This is a genomic window from Streptomyces sp. NPDC005262 (assembly GCF_042872425.1).
Classification (GTDB): domain Bacteria; phylum Actinomycetota; class Actinomycetes; order Streptomycetales; family Streptomycetaceae; genus Streptomyces.
Genome location: NZ_JBIAKK010000003.1, coordinates 538100 through 555484 on the forward strand (window position 1 = coordinate 538100; position 17385 = coordinate 555484).

General features: G+C 70.7%; 16 protein-coding genes. 1 reads left to right on the top strand and 15 read right to left on the bottom strand.

Going from position 1 to position 17385, the window contains the following annotated elements:
• Positions 1 to 86 precede the first annotated feature (86 nt).
• The 15 genes from hypD to ACFYP5_RS12510 form a co-directional block, all read right to left on the bottom strand.
• Positions 87 to 1211, bottom strand: coding sequence for a hydrogenase formation protein HypD (gene hypD, locus ACFYP5_RS12440; RefSeq protein ID WP_389034079.1), 1125 nt, complete (start codon positions 1209 to 1211; stop codon positions 87 to 89).
• A complete protein-coding gene (locus ACFYP5_RS12445; protein WP_389034082.1) occupies positions 1208 to 1528 on the bottom strand; it encodes a HypC/HybG/HupF family hydrogenase formation chaperone in 321 nt (106 codons plus the stop codon). Before ACFYP5_RS12445 ends, hypD begins: the two co-directional genes overlap by 4 nt.
• On the bottom strand, positions 1482 to 3986 hold the full coding sequence (gene hypF, locus ACFYP5_RS12450; protein ID WP_389034085.1) for a carbamoyltransferase HypF: 2505 nt from the start codon (positions 3984 to 3986) through the stop codon (positions 1482 to 1484). The genes ACFYP5_RS12445 and hypF overlap by 47 nt, the downstream gene beginning before the upstream one ends.
• On the bottom strand, positions 3983 to 4921 hold the full coding sequence (gene hypB, locus ACFYP5_RS12455) for a hydrogenase nickel incorporation protein HypB (protein ID WP_389034088.1): 939 nt from the start codon (positions 4919 to 4921) through the stop codon (positions 3983 to 3985). The genes hypF and hypB overlap by 4 nt, the downstream gene beginning before the upstream one ends.
• Positions 4922 to 4924: 3 nt before the next feature.
• Entirely contained in the window at positions 4925 to 5317 is a 393-nt protein-coding gene (locus tag ACFYP5_RS12460; protein WP_389034090.1) for a hydrogenase maturation nickel metallochaperone HypA, read from the bottom strand.
• A 131-nt stretch (positions 5318 to 5448) separates the two neighbouring features.
• Positions 5449 to 5553 (bottom strand): DUF6893 family small protein, encoded by a 105-nt coding sequence (locus ACFYP5_RS12465; RefSeq protein ID WP_389034092.1) that lies wholly within the window; start codon positions 5551 to 5553, stop codon positions 5449 to 5451.
• Positions 5554 to 5572: 19 nt separating this feature from the next.
• Positions 5573 to 6121 carry a hydrogenase maturation protease gene (locus ACFYP5_RS12470; protein ID WP_389034095.1) on the bottom strand — a complete coding sequence of 183 codons (549 nt, stop codon included), beginning with the start codon at positions 6119 to 6121 and terminating at the stop codon, positions 5573 to 5575.
• Positions 6118 to 7566, bottom strand: coding sequence for a hypothetical protein (locus tag ACFYP5_RS12475; protein WP_389034098.1), 1449 nt, complete (start codon positions 7564 to 7566; stop codon positions 6118 to 6120). Before ACFYP5_RS12475 ends, ACFYP5_RS12470 begins: the two co-directional genes overlap by 4 nt.
• Positions 7563 to 8264, bottom strand: a complete 702-nt coding sequence (locus ACFYP5_RS12480; RefSeq protein ID WP_389034100.1) for a DUF6084 family protein — start codon at positions 8262 to 8264, stop codon at positions 7563 to 7565. The genes ACFYP5_RS12475 and ACFYP5_RS12480 overlap by 4 nt, the downstream gene beginning before the upstream one ends.
• Positions 8261 to 8932 (bottom strand): DUF5947 family protein, encoded by a 672-nt coding sequence (locus ACFYP5_RS12485; RefSeq protein ID WP_389034103.1) that lies wholly within the window; start codon positions 8930 to 8932, stop codon positions 8261 to 8263. Before ACFYP5_RS12485 ends, ACFYP5_RS12480 begins: the two co-directional genes overlap by 4 nt.
• Positions 8929 to 9546 (bottom strand): hypothetical protein, encoded by a 618-nt coding sequence (locus ACFYP5_RS12490; protein WP_389034105.1) that lies wholly within the window; start codon positions 9544 to 9546, stop codon positions 8929 to 8931. The genes ACFYP5_RS12485 and ACFYP5_RS12490 overlap by 4 nt, the downstream gene beginning before the upstream one ends.
• Complete coding sequence (locus ACFYP5_RS12495) at positions 9543 to 11327, bottom strand: nickel-dependent hydrogenase large subunit (protein ID WP_389034107.1); 1785 nt, start codon at positions 11325 to 11327, stop codon at positions 9543 to 9545. The genes ACFYP5_RS12490 and ACFYP5_RS12495 overlap by 4 nt, the downstream gene beginning before the upstream one ends.
• A gap of 102 nt (positions 11328 to 11429) precedes the next feature.
• Positions 11430 to 12515 (bottom strand): hydrogenase expression protein HypE, encoded by a 1086-nt coding sequence (locus tag ACFYP5_RS12500; RefSeq protein ID WP_389034110.1) that lies wholly within the window; start codon positions 12513 to 12515, stop codon positions 11430 to 11432.
• Positions 12516 to 12574: 59 nt separating this feature from the next.
• Positions 12575 to 14359, bottom strand: a complete 1785-nt coding sequence (locus ACFYP5_RS12505; protein ID WP_389034112.1) for a hydrogenase maturation protein — start codon at positions 14357 to 14359, stop codon at positions 12575 to 12577.
• Between the two features lie 213 nt (positions 14360 to 14572).
• Entirely contained in the window at positions 14573 to 15097 is a 525-nt protein-coding gene (locus ACFYP5_RS12510; protein ID WP_389034115.1) for a DoxX family protein, read from the bottom strand.
• A 206-nt stretch (positions 15098 to 15303) separates the two neighbouring features.
• Between ACFYP5_RS12510 and ACFYP5_RS12515 the strand changes: the two genes are divergently transcribed.
• Positions 15304 to 17325: an FAD-dependent oxidoreductase gene (locus tag ACFYP5_RS12515; protein ID WP_389034118.1), complete on the top strand. Its 2022-nt coding sequence runs from the start codon at positions 15304 to 15306 to the stop codon at positions 17323 to 17325.
• The last annotated feature ends 60 nt before the right edge of the window (positions 17326 to 17385 follow it).

The window sequence follows — 17385 nt, forward strand, 5'->3', positions numbered from 1 at the left end:
TCCATGCCGTGAGGTCGAGTACGGCCGGCTCGCCGGGAGCGGCGGTCGCCGTGCCGGCGATGGTCGTGTTCAGTGATTCGGTCGTCTCAGGCAACGGGGCTCGTCTCCCTGGCTGCGGTGGTGATGTCCAGTCGCCGGTAGAGGTAGTACGCGGCGCAGGCGCCCTCGCTGGAGACCATGGTGGCCCCGAGCGGGTTGCGCGGAGTGCAGGTGGTGCCGAACGCCTCGCACTCGTGGGGCTTCAGCAGTCCCTGCAGGACCTCACCGCTGCGGCAGGCGGCGGGTTCCTCGGTCTCGATGCCGGTGACGGAGAAGCGGTACTCGGCGTCGTAGTCCCGGTAGCGTGTGGAGAGCCGCCAGCCGCTGTCGGGGATGGTGCCGATGCCGCGCCAGGCCCGGTCGGTGACTTCGAAGACGTCGTCCAGCATGGCGAGCGCCGCGGGGTTCCCGTCCGGGTGCACGGCGCGTGGGTAAGCGTTTTCCACGGTGTGCTCGCCGCGCTCCAGTTGCAGGACGGTGCGCCGTACGCCTTCGAGGATGTCCAGCGGTTCGAAACCGGTGACCACGATGGGCACCTGGAACCGTTCGGCCAGCTCCGGGTACTCCCGCATGCCCATCACGCTGCAGACGTGACCGGCGGCGAGGAAGCCCTGCACCCGGCAGCTCGGCGACTGCATGATCGCCTCGATGGCCGGGGGGACCCGCACATGGGACACGAGAAGGCTGAAGTTCGTGATGCCGAGCCTGCGTGCCTGATACACCGTCATGGCGTTGGGAGGTGCGGTGGTCTCGAATCCGATCCCGAAGAAGACCACCTCGCGGTCGGGATTCTGCTGGGCGATCCTCAGGGCATCGAGTGGCGAGTAGACAACCCTTACGTCCCCGCCCTCGCTGCGGACCCGGAACAGGTCACGGCCGGTTCCTGGGACCCGGAGCATGTCCCCGAACGAGCAGAAGATCACCTCGGGGCGGGAGGCGATGGCCAGCGCCTTGTCGATGACCTCCAGCGGCGTGACGCAGACGGGGCAGCCCGGACCATGGATCAGTTCGACCTGTTCCGGCAGCAGTTGATCGATGCCGTGCCGGATGATGGTGTGCGTCTGTCCGCCGCAGACCTCCATCAGCGCCCAGGGCCGGGTCACCACGGAGTGGATGTCGTCGAGCAGCCGACGCGCCAGGTCCGGGTTCTGGAACTCTTCGATGTACTTCACTGCTGCACCTCCTCGGGTGCGTCGGCACCGCTGGACCTGGACGAGTCCCCGGCCTCCGCGGCCCTTTCCCACGGGTCCCCGAACTCCTCCTGCAGCAGGCCTAGTTCGGCGAACAGCTCGAGCGTCTTCCTGGCCGACTCCTCGTCCAGCCGCTGCAGGGCGAACCCCACATGGACGATGGCGTATTCACCGACCTGGAGATCCGGCAGATACTCCAGGCACACTTCTTTGACCACACCGCCGAAGTCGACGGTGGCCATCCGGGTACCGTCACGCTCCTCGATGTCCATCACTCTGCCGGGTACCGCCAGGCACATGACTGCTCCTTGCTGTGGGGGCGTCGCCCGGCTCTGCCGGGCCGGACTCAGTCGGCAGCTGCGCCGGTGGCGCCGCTGCGTTGTGGGTGGCCACCATGAGCTGGCCGAGCGCCAGTCCGCCGTCGTTCGGCGGGACCTCACGGTGGCGCAGGACGGTGAAGCCGTTCTCGTCCAGCGTCCGGGCGCACATGGAGGAGAGCAGGGTGTTGGCGAACACGCCGCCGGTCAGGGCCACTTCCTGCAGGCCGTGCTGTTCGCGGGCGGCGACGCACACCTGCAGCACGACGTCCGCGACGGCCGCGTGGAAGCGTGCGGCGACCAGCGCCGGCGCCGCACCTGCGCGCACGTCGTCGACGGCGGCTGCGAGTACCGGCGAGGGATCCATGACCAGCGGCTGTCCGTCGACCGGGTCCGCCGGGCGCAGCGCGAAACCGTAACCGGGTCCGGTGTCCGCCGCGGCGCCGACCGCGGCGGCCTCCAGTTCGACGGCGGCCTGGGCTTCGTACCCGGCGCGGTGGCAGACGCCTGCCAGCGAGGAGACCGCATCGAACAGCCGGCCCATGCTGGAGGTGGGGACGCAGTTGAGGTTGCGCTCCAACTGGCGTAGCAGGACCTGTCGTTCGTCCGGCGGACAGGCTGCCGCGCAGGGCAGATCGTCGGTCCAGCCGATGCCCGCCGCATACAGATGGGCCAGCGCCATCCGGTAGGGCCGGTGTACGGCGGCATCGCCGCCGGGCAGCGGCGCGTACGCGAGGTGTGCGAAGCGGAGACAGGTGTCGTAGTCGGCCAGCATGATCTCGCCGCCCCACACCGCTCCGTCGTCCCCGTATCCGGTGCCGTCGAACGCGACGCCGATCACTCGGCGGCTGCCGTCCCGGCCGTGCTCGGCCATCGCGGCGGCGATATGGGCGTGGTGGTGCTGTACGCGCACGACCGGTCGGCCGTCGGCCCGGCGCAGCGCCCACTGGCCGGTCCGGTAGCCGGGATGCCGGTCGGTGGCCAGGATGCCGGGCCGCACGCCGCTGAGGGTCTCCATGTGCTGTTCGGCGCGGGCGAAGGCGTGCTGCGTGTCCAGGTCGTCCATGTCGCCGACATGGGCGGACAGCCAGGCCCTGCGCTCCTCGGCGAGGCAGAAGGTGTTCTTCAGGTCGCCCCCGGTGGCGAGGGTCGCAGGCACCGGGTGGGGCAGGGCGAGCGGCAGCGGGGCGTAGCCGCGTGAGCGGCGTACGGTCAGCCGCTCGCCGTCGCAGACGCGCACCACGGAGTCGTCGCACGGCACATGGATCGGGCGGTCGTGCGTGAGCCAGGCGTCGGCCAGGTGGGCGAGCCGCTCCAGCGCCTCGTCGTCGTCCGTGACGATCGGCTCACCGGCCACGTTGCCGCTGGTCATGACGAGCAGGCGCGGTCCCGGCGGGTCACCGGGCAGGCCGAGCAGCAGGTGGTGCAGCGGGGTGTACGGAAGCATGACGCCGAGGTCGGGGCTGCGCGGGGCAACGGCATCGGACGGCCAAGGGGTGCGAGGGCCCGGGCGGGCATCGGCGCGCCGCCGCAGCAGCACGACGGGCCGGACGCCACCGGTGAGCAGGGCCCGCTCCTCCTCGCCCACATGCACGAGGTGCGCGACGTCGTCGATGTCCCGCGCCATGATGGCGAACGGCTTGTCGCCTCGGGCCTTCCGGCGGCGCAGCAGGGAGACCGCGACGGGGTTCTCGGCATCGCAGGCGAGGTGGTGGCCGCCGAGCCCCTTGACCGCGACGACCGCACCGTCCGACAGCAGCCGGCGTGCCTCCGCGACCGGGTCGCGTCCGGCCGCGCACTGCTCGGGTGCGGTGCCGTCCGGCCGCCCGACGAGCAGTCGCAGCTGCGGGCCGCAGGCGGGGCAGGCGACCGGCTGGGCGTGAAAGCGCCGGTCGGCGGGGTCGGCGTACTCACGGGCGCAGTCGGCGCACATCGGGAAGCGGGCCATTGTCGTGTGCGCGCGGTCGTAGGGCACCGCGGTGACGATCGTGAACCGGGGCCCGCAGTGCGTACAGGTGATGAACGGGTGGCGGTGGCGCCGGTCGGCCGGATCGGCCAGTTCGGTGAGACAGTCGGCGCAGGTGGCCACGTCCGGGGACACCAATGTGCGGGCCGGTCCGCCGGTGTGGGAGTCCACGATGCGGAAGTGGGATCCGCCCGCGGCCGGGACCTGCGTGTGGTCGACGGAGTCCACCCGGGCGAGCGGGGGTGCGTCCGCTGCGATCCGGTCGCAGAACAGGGCCACGGCGGCCGGGGTGCCCTCGACCTCGGCAACGACGCCTTCGGTGGTGTTGGTGACGTGTCCGGCCAGGCCCAGCCCGGTGGCCCGGGCGTACAGGTAGGGCCGGAATCCGACACCCTGCACGACGCCGCGGACCACGACCCGTCGGCGCTCCACGGCTCCCGCGAGGGCGGCTGCGCCGGGCTGCGGGGTCGTCACGAGCTGTACTGCGTCGTGGAGTCGGGTGCTGTCGTCATCACGAGCGGCTCGTCGGGGTGCGCGTGTGCGTGCGGGCCGGTGTGCGGGTGTTCGTGGGTACCCAGGTCCGGATGGGTGTGCGTATGCATGCCGGTGTGCGCGTGGGTGTGGGTGTGCGAGCCGCCGTGCGCGCCGTGATCGCGATGGGTGTGGGTGTCGTCGTGCGTGCCCATCTCGCCGGGCGTGTGGGTGTGCTGCTGGTACGGGTGCTGCCGGGCCATCACCGGTGTGTGGATTGGGGCGCCTTCACCGGCGGCCAGCGCCCGGTCCAGCAGCGTGCCCACCCCCTCACCGCGACGGGCGGCGGTGAGCACCACCTCCACACCGGGGTTGACCTGCTGGACATGGGCACGGAACGCGGCCTCGTCGAAGTCGACGGCCTCTGCGATGTCGGTCTTGGTGACCACGACGAGCTGGGCCAGCCCGAATGCGGTGGGGTACTTCAGCGGTTTGTCCTCGCCTTCCGTCACGGAGGCGAGGACGACCCTGAGCGTCTCCCCCAGGTCGTACGAGGCGGGGCAGACCAGGTTGCCCACGTTCTCCACGAAGAGGATGCGGGTCCCGTAGGGCAGCCAGTCGTCGAGGTGGCGGCCGAGCATGCCGGCCTCCAGGTGGCAGAGTCCGTCGGTGAGCACCTGCTTGACGGGGGCCCCGGACCGGGCCAGGCGTACTGCGTCGTTCTCGGTGGCGAGGTCTGCGGTGAGTGCGGCGACCGGCACCCCTCTTTCGCAGGCCCGGGCGAGTTCGCGTTCCAGCAGTTCGGTCTTGCCGCTGCCGGGGCTGGAGAGCAGGTTGACGACGGTGGTGCCGCGGGCCGTGAGACCGGCTCGCAGGCTGTGCGCCGTCGCGTCGTTCTTGGCGAGTACCGCCTGCTGCAGGTCGACTTCACGGCACATCGTTCAGTGCTCCTGGGAGATCGGTTCGCGGGTGCGTTCGGGTGCGGGGCCGTCCTGCCAGTGCACGCTGAGGATCTGCAGTTCGCGGCCCGACAGGAGTTCGGCGGTCGCCTCGCCGCAGACCGGACAGCACAGCTGCGGCGGCATACCGACCGCCCATTCGTCCGCGCAGGGCACGCACCGGGCGCGGGCCGCCACGGCCTCGACGACGAGTTCGGCTCCTTCCAGGACGGTCCCGGCGCAGGCGAGTCCGAAGCAGAAGGACAGGGCGTCGGGGACGACTCCGGCCAGTTCCCCGACCTGCAGCCGGACGGACCCGACCGAGGTGGCTCCGCCTGCCTGAGCCGCCTCTGCCACCTGGTCGACGACGGCCATGGCGATCGACATCTCGTGCATTGGTTCTCCGTCCTGCACTGCGTCATTACAGCGGCCGCTCACGGGGGCCGGCGGACCGGCTCGCCGGTACCCGTGCGGCACATGCACCATTCGGTGCAGCCATGGGCCGGGCCCGGACGGCGGGAGCCCCGTCACATGCTGCGCATCCGCAGATAGCGCCTCACGTCGGGCAGGATCTGCGCGACGACGGCGGCGACAGCGACGGCGCTCAGGCCGCAGACAAGGATCTTCTTCATCGTGGTGGGTTCCTTCTGCTCAGTTCATGACGGGTCCGGCGGCCCTCCGCCGGGCGTCGGCCGGACGGCCGGGTGCTTGTACGAGGTCCAGGACCATCTGTGCGGCATGGGGCACCGCTGCGGCCACGGGGGCGCTCAGCCCGATCCCTTCGTCGACACTGTCGGGTTCGCAGCCGACGACGAGCGTGCGCCTCGGCGGTACGGCTCCGGTGCCCGCGCACAGGGTGCGGAGCAGTGCCAGGACGGCGTCGGGGGACATCCGGTGGCCGTCGAGCAGCGCGTTCTGCGGTTCGACGGCTCCGGGTTCGTCGGCCTCGATCAGATACAGGGTCCCCGGGCGGCCCCCGCGTGCGGTGGCGTCGATCAGGACGAGGGTGTCGTATCCGTCGAGGAGCTGATAGGCGAGATGGACGCCCCTCACGCCGATGTCGACAATCTCGACGTCGTCGGGGAGCCGGTGCGAGGACAGTGCGCGCACCGTCTCGACGCCGAAGCCGTCGTCGCCGAGGAAGATGTTCCCGATCCCGGCGATGAGGGTTCTCGCGTGCTTCTGCGCAAGGTCGTTCACGCGTCCTCCAGGAGGGCGATCTCGTCCGGCTGGAAGTACAGGAAGCGCCCCTGCTCGCGGCGGATGTCCGCGCCCGGGTCGCCTTCCACGGTGACTGCGAGGTGCACTCCGCCGTCGACGTCGTGGAGCACTGCTTCGACCTGTGCGCTGCGGCCCTTGAGGAAAAGGTCCTGGGCGTCGCTCCGCCGGAGTCCGGGTCGTAGGAGGACACGGCTGCCCACGCCCACGGACCGGCCGTCGATCAGGATCCTGTCCCGGGCCGGGTCTGCGGTGTCGTCGCTCGCCGGGTCCCACCACGGGGTGTCGGGCCGGAGTACGCCGCGGGTGTCGATCAGGTCCACGCCGTCCGGGACGGGGTCCTGCGCGGCGGGCGGGGGCGTGTCGGGTCCGGTGATCTCCCGCAGGGCCCGAACCGCGCCGTGCAGCCGCTCCAGGACCTCGGGGGGCATCGACTCGGCCAGGTCGATGACGGCTGCCGCCCGGGGATCGGTGCCGCGTGCCTCGCGCTTCTCCTGGTCGGTCAGGGCCGCCGTGCGCAGGGCGAGGATCTCGTCGATCTCGGTGGCGTCGTAGAGCGTGCCCGGACTCTCGGGGGCGATGGCCGGATGGTCCTCCAGGATGATCGGGGACGACAGCATCAGGTCCGCGCGCGCGGGTTCCCCGGCGAGCACCGGCCAGGTGTGCAGGTTGCGGCAGGCCGCGACCGCGCCCTTGGCCCACTCGGGCGGGTCCGTCATCGACAGGAACGATCCCGCGCTGAGGCCCAGCAGCAGGTGCGCGGCGACCAGCGACCGTGGGAGCGCGGCCTCCCGGTCGGCCTCGGTGGAGTCGGGCGTCCAGGCGCTGGTGTTCTCCACCACGGCGGTGAGCCTCATGACCCGGTAGGGGCCGTCGAGTTCGCGGGCGGACAGCCGCACAGCACCGCTGATCTCCTCGCAGCGGCGGACCAGACGGCCCACCGTCCGCCCGTCCGCGTCCAGGACTGGTTCGGTCTCCTCGCGGGCGGGCCGGGTGAAGGGGACGGTGACCCCGTCCCCGGTCAGTTCGGCGACGTCCACGACCACTTCGACGCGTTCCTGGGCGCCTTCGTCCCACGGGACCAGTACCCGGTCGGCCAGGTCGAGTCGGTCCACGGTCTCGAACGTGCCGTCGTCGAGGACCTGTTGCACCGTCCGTCGCTGGGCGTGCAGGAAGCGTGCCTCGACGGCGAGCGTGGCGCCGGGCTTCGGTTCCATCAGGCACTCGGTGTGCTGGAAGTCGTGCTCCTCGCGGTCGGAGCCCCAACCGGGCGGTACGAGCACCCCGAACTGCCAGCGCAGCCGGTTCTTGGCCGCGGACGCCCGGTACGGGTACAGCACATATCCCTCGAAGAGGACGGTGTCGGCGACCTGCCGGGCGGTGGCGAACCGGGACTCCAGTGCGGGCGTGAGCAGGGACGCGGTCACGGCGCCGTCCTCTCGGTGACGCGGGGCAGCACGGGCCGGCGCGCCGGGCGCTCAGGGCTCGGAGCCCCGGAGGCCCCGGCCAGGTCGATCAGTGCCTGGACGGTCGCCTCCCAGGACGGCAGGGCCTGCCGCGAGCGGAAGGCGAGCAGCGCGTTCATGGTGTCGCGCGGCAGCCGGATCCAGCCGGAGCCCGGGAAGTGCTGCTCGATCATGTCCTTCCACACCGCCACCGGCATGCGGCAGGAAGCCTCGCGGTCCCAGGGCACCGGCTCGACGTGGAAGCCGCCGTCCCCGGTGAAGGCGGTGCCGGAGAAGAGCAGGAGGAGCGGCACCTCGCCGTCCTGGAGCGCGTCGAAGTAGCGCGTCGCGGCGACATCCAGGTCGTAGGTGCAGGGCACGACGAGGTCCACCTCGGTCTCCGTGGTGAATGACGGGACCATGAGGGAGACCTGGGCGAACTGCAGCGGCTGGAGGGTGTTTCCCCAGCGGGAGCGGTCACCGAAGAGATCGTGCAGTCCGTCCGCCTCGGTCTGCTCGTAGCCGCGTCGGCCGGGTTCGATCCGGATCTGACAGCGAAGCGCGAGGGCATGCACCCGGGCTTCCGGGGACGCGGTGATGCGCAGCCGGAAGACCAACGTGGGACCCGCCGCGTACGGATCGGCGCGGACTCCGGTGCAGGTGAAGGCGAATTCCGTCACTGCGGCTGCCCCTTCTCCTGGGTCCGGGCGGCGCGTCCGCCGACGTGCGCGAAGAACGCCTGGAGGTCGGCCCTCGCCTCGGCCCCTCCGTCGAAGCCCTGCCAGAGGAGGCGCATGCGTCCCACCAGTTCGTAGCAGATGTCGATCGGTACGAGGTAGCACTCGGCCCGGCCCTCCGTGCGGCGCATCAGCAGCGCCTCGACGTCGGGTTCGAGCAGTGCGGCGAGGCGGGTGGTGCCGAGCACGGTCTGCCAGGTCTGCGGGTCGAGTTCGCTCTCGGTGGCTCCGGCCGGGCTCGGGTAGAGCGCGACCAGCCGGTCCAGAGCGGCGTTGCGGAAGAAGAACGCGACGCCGACCGGAATCTGCAGGAGTTCCCACGCGCCGTCGTCGAGACGGTGGTCCGGATCGGACAGATAGCGGTCCGGGACCGTTCTGAAGCGTCCGTGCGCTGCGCCCGGCTGCTCGAAGAGCAGGGCGCACGGTGTGCATGCGCAGGCCAGCGCCCGCTTCTCGGTGTCCACGAGATGCCTATGGCCACCCTCGGCCACGGGCACGCCGCACAGCTCGCAGCCCTCCTGCCGGGGCTCCGGCGGCATGGTGAACCTGCGCAGGCCTGCGGGGCGGGCAACGCCCGCCGGGCGTCCGGCGGGCGCCTGGGGCGCGATCATGGCGCCTTCGCCTCAACGGCCTTCCCGGCCACGGAAGTTCCGGTCGGCGGACGGGTGGCGATCTGGAGCAGCGGTGGCTCCCGGTCGGTGGCCGAGGACTCCATCTCCACCTGGTTCACCTCCGGTACGAAGCAGGCCAGCGCGTCCTCGACGCTGCGCCGGGCCGCCGCGCCCGTGCTCGGGCAGCCGCAGCCACCCCCGTCACCGGCTTCGGACGAGGAGCGCAGCCGCAGAATGCCGGTCTCCTCGTCGAAGCCGACGACCTCGACGGGGTCACGGACGGAGTCGAGGGCGCGCGCGATGCGCGTGCCGATGTCCTCCGGGTGCAGGTCGTGCAGGGCCAGCAGGCTCGACACGAGCTCGTCGTCGAGCAGTGCGGCGAGCGGTCCGCCGCCGGTTCCGTGGTCCGCGGGGGTGCTGAGGCGGTCGACGATACGAGCGAGGCCGGCGCCGTAGAAGTCCATCAGGACCCGCACCAGATCCTCGGCCGCGGCACCCACTTCCTGGTCTCCGGTGGCGGTCAGGCGGTCGAGCAGTTCTTCGACCCGCTGTCCGGCCTCCACGGCGTCCACGGCTCGCCGCGGTGCGACGGCCGACGGGGCTGCGGCGCTCATCCGGCCAGTCCGCTCAGTCCGGTGGGCACATGCATCTGCTTGACCGTCCTGCCGTCGCCCACGAACATGTGGACGCCGCACGGCAGGCAGGGGTCGAAGCTGCGGACTGCCCGCATGATGTCGATGCCCTTGAAGTTCTCCGGGGTGTTCTCCTCGAAGATCGGTGTGTTCTGCACCGCGTCCTCGTACGGGCCGGGGGTGCCGAACGTGTCCCGGGTGCTGGCGTTCCACGGAGTGGGCGGATAGGGATGGTAGTTGGCGATCTTGCCGTCCCTGATCACCATGTGGTGGGAGAGCACGCCCCGTACGGCCTCCGTGAAGCCGACGCCGATGCTCTCGTCCGGCACGTCGAACTTCTCCCAGGTCTGGGTACGTCCGGCGCGGACCTCTTCGAGCCCCTTCTCGGCACAGTGCAGCGCGATCGCGGCGGCGTACGCCTGGAAGTAGGTGCGGGCGCGGTTGCGTTCCAGCGCGTTGCTCCACTTCGGGATCTTCCACTCGAAGGTGGTCTCGGGCTTGGTCATCGTGCGAGGCAGGTTGATGACGACGCTGTGCCCGGTGGCCTTCACATAGCCGACGTCGACGAGCCCGGACAGGGCGGTGGACCAGAGGCGGGCGATGGGGCCGCCGCCGGTGTCCAGTGCCAGGTGGTCCTTGCCGTCGAACCAGCGGGGCGACATCACCCAGCTGTACTTGTCGTCGAAGTTCCGCTTCTGCGGGGCGGGGATGGTGTGCTGGTTCCACGGGTGGCGGGGGTCCACCGGGTTGCCCAGCGGGTCGTGGGTGACGAACTGTTCCCTGCCCTGCCAGTCGTCGTAGTACGAACTGCCGAGCAGGATCCGGATACCGAGGTTGATCTCGGTGAGGTCGTCGGTGACCAGTTTGCCGTCCACGATCACGCCGGGGGTGACGAACATCTTCCGTCCCCAGTCCGTCATGTTGGCGTACGTGAAGTCGCAGTACTCGGGGTCGTTGAGCGCTCCCCAGCAGCCGAGCAGCACCCGCCGGCGGCCGACCTCCTCGTACCCGGGCAACGCCTCGTAGAAGAAATCGAACAGGTCGTCGTGCAGGGGAACGACCCGCTTCATGAACTCCACGTACCGCATGAGGCGGCTGAGGTAGTCCGTGAAGAGCTGGACGGACGCGACCGTTCCCACACCGCCCGGGTAGAGCGTGGAGGGGTGCACATGGCGCCCTTCCATCAGGCAGAACATCTCCCGCGTGTAGCGGCTCACTTGAAGAGCCTCGCGGTAGAACTCTCCCTCGATGGGGTTGAGGGAGCGCATGATGTCGGCGATCGTGCGGTAGCCGTGCTCCCCGGCGTGCGGCGCCTCGGTGCGCTCGGCGAGCTCCAGGACTCCGGGGTTGGTCTCGCGGACCATCTTCTCGCAGTAGTCGACCCCGACCAGGTTCTCCTGGAAGATGTTGTGGTCGAACATGTACTCCGCCGACTCACCCAGGTTGATGATCCACTCACCGAGATGCGGCGGCTTCACCCCGTAGGCCATGTTCTGCGTGTACACGGAACATGTGGCGTGGTTGTCGCCGCAGATCCCGCAGATGCGGCTGGTGATGAAGTGGGCGTCCCGGGGATCCTTGCCCCGCATGAAGACGCTGTAGCCACGGAAGACCGACGAAGTGCTGTAGCACTCCGCGACCCGCTTCTGTTTGAAGTCGATCTTCGTGTGGATGCCGAGACTGCCTACGATCCGGGTGATCGGATCCCAGGCCATCTCGACGAGGCCACTGCCGTCACCGGCCGCCTTCGTCGTGGATGCCATTGTGTGTGCCATAACCCTTCTGGGAAGCGGGAGTTGAGGGATGGGGAGCGGGGGCGAGGCGGGCCGTCCGTCGATCGCGGGGCGGTGGCGCCGGGCGGTCGGTCACCAGGGCGGGCGGTACCCGGTGGTCAGCTTCCTGCCCGTGTGACGCCACTTCGGTTCCCTGTCCACGGTCCTGGCCGTGACCGACCGGAGTCTGCGGACCACCGCCCCGTACGCCCCGCTGGCGCTGCTGGAGATCTTGCCGCCGGGCGGTTCGTCCATGAACGGCATGAACTTGTCGGGGAAGCCCGGCATGGTGCAGGCGATACAGATGCCGCCGACGTTCGGACAGCCTCCGATGCCGTTCATCCAGCCGCGCTTGGGGACGTTGCACTTGACGACGGGGCCCCAGCAGCCGAGCTTGACCAGGCACTTGGGCGAGTCGTACGTGGTGGCGAACTGGCCCTGCTCGTAGTAACCGGCCCGGTCGCACCCCTCGTGCACGGTGGCGCCGAAGAGCCAGGTCGGGCGCAGCTTGTCGTCCAGCGGAATCATCGGAGCGGAGCCCACTGCCTGGTAGAGCAGGTAGGTGAGGGTCTCCGAGAAGTTGTCCGGCTGGATCGGGCAGCCCGGCACGCACACGATCGGAATGCCGGCCTTCGAGGTCCAGTCCCAGCCCAGGTAGTCGGGCACACCCATGGCGCCCGTCGGGTTGCCGGCCATCGCATGGATGCCGCCGTAGGTGGCGCAGGTTCCGATGGCGACGACCGCCAGCGCCTTGGGCGCCAGCCGGTCGATCCATTCACTGGTCGTGATCGGCTGGCCGGTCTCCGGGTTGTCGCCGAAGCCGCACCAGTACCCCTCCTGCTTGATCGACTCGTTGGGGATGGAGCCCTCGACGACCAGCACGAAGGGGTCGATCTCGCCACGTTCGCCCTTGAAGAACCACTCGATGAAGGTGTCCGCACCGCCCACCGGACCGGACTCGAAGTCGATCAGGGGCCAGTGGACCTGGATCTTCGGCAGGCCCGGCAGCACACCGAGGACGATTTCCTCGATGCTCGGCTGCATCGCCGCAGTCAGCGACACCGAGTCGCCGTCACAGCTCAGCCCCGCGTTGATCCAGAGGATGTGGATCGGGGACTCCTCGTCGGCGCCCGCACCGTCTGCCCGGTCGCCGACCGTGTTCGCTGTTGCTGCATCCATGGGGATGTCTCCTTGGGGAGCTCTGCGCCGAAAGCCCGCTTTTCGGCCTTCATGTCCAGCTAACCGTCAGTCGGTCCGGGTACATCGGTGAGTGCCGCCGTTGCGGTGACGGCGCCGTCCCGGGTGGCGGACGGATGTGCCGTGCGCCTTCCGGGCACGCCGACGCCGAGGTGAGGCGGCGTCCGGGTCGGGGGTTCCTTGCGTACGAAGGCACGGCGCAGGTGGTGGTACGGCGCGTCCGGGTCGAAGAAGATGGACCGCATCGCGGCCAGTTCCTCCCGCCGGTAGGCGGCCAGTGGCTTGATCGCCTCCTGGCGCTCGAGCGCCGTCTTCTTACGAGCGATCCGTGCCTGTGCGGCGGTCGACGAGGCAAGCCGGACGGCCAGTCGAACGGCCTCGGCCGGGAAGTCCTCGGGCCGGCAGGCGATGGTCCGGTCCACCAGGCCGAGCCGCTCGGCGGCTTCGGCGCCGAGCGGCAGCGCTTCGCGGGAGACCCGCTCGGCCGTCTCGGGCCCCACCCTGCTCGGCAGGGTGCGGGTCCAGTACTCCGAGCCGGACAGTCCCATCAGCCGGTAGTGCGGGTTGAGCACCGAGCCCCTGCGGCACCAGACCTCGTCGGCGGCCAGGGCGAGCATCGCTCCGCCGGCGGCGGCGTTGCCGCCCACGGCAGCGACCACCAGTCGGTTGGTGGTGGTCAGCACGGCCTCCACCAGGTCGTTCATCGCGTTGATATTGGCCCAGGACTCCTCGGCGGGGTCGGCCGCCGCCTCGATGACGTTCAGGTGGATGCCGTTGGAGAAGAAGTCCCGGCCGCCGCCCAGCACCAGGACCGAGGTGGGCCGGGAGCAGGCGGTCCGGTAGGCGTCCAGGAGGCGCGTGCACTGAGTGGTGCTCATGGCCCCGCCGGGGAACGAGAACGTGAGGTGCCCGACGGCTCCGGTCTCCTCGTAGCGGATGTCGGCCCAGGTTCCGCGGCGCCCGGATGCGTCCGGCGGGACCGGGTCCGCAGGCAGCGGAGGCAGCCGGTCGCCGAGTGCGAGGACGGCGGGGAGCCTGAACCGGGCGGGCTGTCCCGGCTGCCGCCTGGCGCGCAGCTCCGGGATCCATACGGCGCCGTCGACGGTGGCCCGGCAGACTCCGCCGGCCCGCGTGGCCAGCAGCTCTCCGGGGCGGCCGCGCAGCCGGTCCTCGGGGTGCCCCCCGTGCAGGAACCACTCGCGGCCCAGCAGTTCGTCCAGGACACCCGGTTGCGAGTCGGCCGCACGCAGCTTCCGCAGCACGGTCTCGGTGGAGTCGGACCGCCAGTCGATCCGACGGAGTTCCTGACGGAAATACGGCCGGGTGCCGTCCGTGGCACGTGCGCTGTCCTGGGGCCGGGGGGTGTACATCCCCGAGGCGAACCGGTCGACGGCCCGCAGCACCGCCGTCAGCGCGGCGTCGGAGACCTCGTTGCGGTAGAGGTCGCTCTTGCCCACCGGCGGTACGGAGAATTCCACCGACGCCCAGACGTCTCCGGCATCCATCTCCTCGTCGGCCTGCAGAACCGTTACGCCCCAACGGGTGACGCCCTCATGGATCGCCCAGTCGAGCGAGGACGGTCCGCGGTCGCCGACGGGTCCGGGATGGACGATGAGGCAGGTGTGCGCCGACCACACGTCGCGTGGAATGGCGGTCCTGAGCATCGGAGCCACGATCAGGTCCGGTGCGAACTCTCGGACCGCGTCCCGCATATGGCCGTCGGAGAGTGCGAGTCCGACCGCCACGGTGTGGCCCCGGTCCCGCAGCTCCGCATGAACGCGCTGAGTAAGGCTGTTGAACGCACTCGCGACGAGCAGGATGTGCACGGCGGACTCCCAGCGGCTCTGAGGTTCTGCGGCTCTGCGGCTCCCGGCCGGAGCGGGTCCGGCCGCCTGCAAGCCTCGGACACACCCGGCGGGCTCCGTCATCACTGGGCGGCGGAGTCACTCGAAAGGGGGAACGTCCTGCGGCCACCCGACGGCCGAGAACGCGGCCATGGGGGCGACGGTGCGTCAGGGCGGCCCTGACGCACCGTCGGCTCAGTTCTCGGCCGCTCTCCTCCTCAGCCCCTTGGACCGCTCCCCGACGACGGCCACGACCCCGGCCGCACTGCCCACGAAGGCGAGGGCGACGATCCACGGTCGGTCGAGGAGGTGATAGGTCGCATGGTCGAGGGAGTACCGGCCTGGGCCGGTCAGGCCGAGCGCGGCGGCGGTGAAGCCCAGGAAGGCCGGGTATTCGTAACCGCCGCCCTGCGCGAAGAAGCCCGCCGGCGCATGGACGGCGACGGCGGCCGACATGGCGCCCGCCGCGGCCGCTCCGGCGGCGGGGGTGGCGAGGCCGAGGGCCAGCAGAGCGCCGCTGCCGGCCTCACCGACTCCGGCGGCGACCGCGCTGTGCCTGGGCGGGTGGAAGCCCATGGCTCGCATGCCCGCGGCGGTTCCCTCGATGCCTCCGCCGCCGAACCAGCCGAACAGCTTCTGACTGCCGTGCGCGGCCAGGACCGCGCCGGTGCCTACGCGCAGGACGAGCAGACCGAGGTCATACCGGTTGAGGCAGGCCATGGGGGTCTCCGTGGGGGTTCGGGTGTGTGCCGGGTTACGGATCCACACTCCGCGCCGCGACGGGCGAACGCGCCCCGGTACTACTCCGTCCGGGGGCCGCCGTCCGCTGGTGAGCAAATGCGACGCAGGTCATTGTGCAACTTGTTGCACAATGACGATTCGGTGGTCTACAACTGGCGCAACGACACTGTGTGAGGAGCCGCCGGATGACCCCGTACCCGAACCTGCTGAGCCCGCTCGACCTCGGGTTCACCACCCTCCCCAACCGGGTCCTGATGGGATCGATGCATGTCGGCCTGGAGGAGGCGGAGCGCGGCTTCGAGCGGATGGCGGCGTTCTATGCGGCCCGCGCCCGCGGCGGTGTGGGCCTCATGGTCACCGGTGGCATCGCGCCGAACGACCGCGCCCGCCCGTATCCCGGCGGCGCCAAACTGACCACCGAGGCGGAGGCCGAACAGCATGCTCAGGTCACCGCCGCGGTGCACGCGGCGGGCGGCCGGATCGCCATGCAGATCCTGCACTTCGGCCGGTACGCGCACCATCCGGACCTGGTGGCGCCGAGTGCGATCCAGGCCCCGATCAGCCCGTTCACACCGCACGCCCTGACCGACGACGAGGTCGAGGAGACTGTCGAGGACTTCGTGCGGACCGCGGAGCTGGCGCGACGGGCGGGCTACGACGGTGTCGAGATCATGGGCTCCGAGGGCTATCTGATCAATGAGTTCATCGCCGCCGGAACCAATCACCGCACCGACCGCTGGGGCGGTTCGTACGAGAACCGCATCCGGTTCCCGGTGGAGATCGTGCGCCGGGTCCGCGAGCGGGTCGGCAGCGACTTCATCCTGATCTACCGGCTCTCGATGCTGGACCTGGTGCCCGGCGGCTCCTCGCTGGAGGAGGTCGTACAGCTCGCCCGGGCCATCGAGGCGGCCGGGGCCACCATCATCAACACCGGGATCGGCTGGCACGAGGCCCGTATCCCCACCATCGCGACGTCGGTGCCGCGCGGGGCCTACACCTGGGTCACCGAGAAGGTGCGCGGGGCCGTCTCCGTCCCGTTGGTGACCAGCAACCGGATCAACACCCCCGAGGTCGCCGAGGAGATTCTCGCGTCGGGCCGTGCGGACATGGTGTCGATGGCCCGGCCGTTCCTCGCCGACCCGGACTTCGTGGCCAAGGCGGGTGCGGGCCGCGCCGACGCGATCAACACCTGTATCGGCTGCAACCAGGCCTGCCTGGACCACACGTTCAGCGGCAAGATCACCTCCTGTCTGGTCAATCCGCGCGCCTGCCACGAGACCGAGGCCGAACTCACCCTGTCGCCGACCCGGACCCGCAAGCGCGTCGCGGTCGTCGGCGCCGGTCCCGCGGGTCTCGCGTGCGCCGTCTCGGCGTCCGAGCGCGGGCACGCGGTGACGCTCTTCGATGCGGCCGACGAGATCGGCGGCCAGCTCGATGTGGCACGCCGGATCCCGGGCAAGGAGGAGTTCAACGAGACACTGCGCTACTTCCGTACCCGGCTCGCGGAGCAGCAGGTCGAGCTCCGGCTCGGGACGAAGGCCACGCCGGGCACCCTCGACGGCTTCGACGAGATCGTTCTCGCCACCGGTGTCACGCCCCGCTCCCCGGCGATCGAAGGTCTCGACCACCCCAGCGTGGTCAGCTACCTGGATGTCCTGCGGGACGGGGCACCGGTCGGTGAGCGAGTCGCGATCATCGGTGCGGGCGGGATCGGATTCGACGTCGCCGAGTTCCTGACGGACGGCGGCGACGCGGCGAGCCTCGACCCGGAGGTGTTCTTCCGGCAGTGGGGGGTCGACACCGGGTACCGGGAGCGCGGCGGTCTGCGCCTCCCCGAGCGCCCCAAGCCGCCGCGCACCGTCCACCTGCTGCAGCGCAAGGCGAGCAAGGTCGGCGCGGGACTCGGGAAGACGACCGGGTGGATCCACCGCACGGAGCTGCGGCACCGCGGCGTGACCATGATCGCGGGCGTCGCGTACGACCGCATCGACGACGACGGTCTGCACCTGACGGTCGACGGCGAACAGCACCTCCTGCCGGTCGACACGGTGGTGCTCTGCGCCGGACAGGAACCGCGACGCGAACTGTACGAGGAGCTGCTCGCCGCAGGCCGTACGGCGCACCTGATCGGCGGCGCCGACGTGGCCGCCGAGCTGGACGCCAAGCGGGCGATCCGCCAGGGCACGGAGCTCGCCGCCGCGCTGTGACAACGGCCCGCTGCGCCCGGGGCCCACGGCTCCGGGCGCGGCGCCGTCCTTAGGATGCGT

Bases quoted from the DNA above. Each gene is read 5' to 3' on its own strand.
- ACFYP5_RS12445 (WP_389034082.1), bottom strand. From the start codon at position 1,528: ATGTGCCTGGCGGTACCCGGCAGAGTGATGGACATCGAGGAGCGTGAC.
- hypB (WP_389034088.1), bottom strand. From the start codon at position 4,921: ATGTGCCGTGAAGTCGACCTGCAGCAGGCGGTACTCGCCAAGAACGAC.
- ACFYP5_RS12460 (WP_389034090.1), bottom strand. From the start codon at position 5,317: ATGCACGAGATGTCGATCGCCATGGCCGTCGTCGACCAGGTGGCAGAG.
- ACFYP5_RS12465 (WP_389034092.1), bottom strand. From the start codon at position 5,553: ATGAAGAAGATCCTTGTCTGCGGCCTGAGCGCCGTCGCTGTCGCCGCC.
- ACFYP5_RS12485 (WP_389034103.1), bottom strand. From the start codon at position 8,932: ATGATCGCGCCCCAGGCGCCCGCCGGACGCCCGGCGGGCGTTGCCCGC.
- ACFYP5_RS12490 (WP_389034105.1), bottom strand. From the start codon at position 9,546: ATGAGCGCCGCAGCCCCGTCGGCCGTCGCACCGCGGCGAGCCGTGGAC.
- ACFYP5_RS12495 (WP_389034107.1), bottom strand. From the start codon at position 11,327: ATGGCATCCACGACGAAGGCGGCCGGTGACGGCAGTGGCCTCGTCGAG.
- ACFYP5_RS12500 (WP_389034110.1), bottom strand. From the start codon at position 12,515: ATGGATGCAGCAACAGCGAACACGGTCGGCGACCGGGCAGACGGTGCG.
- ACFYP5_RS12510 (WP_389034115.1), bottom strand. From the start codon at position 15,097: ATGGCCTGCCTCAACCGGTATGACCTCGGTCTGCTCGTCCTGCGCGTA.
- ACFYP5_RS12515 (WP_389034118.1), top strand. From the start codon at position 15,304: ATGACCCCGTACCCGAACCTGCTGAGCCCGCTCGACCTCGGGTTCACC.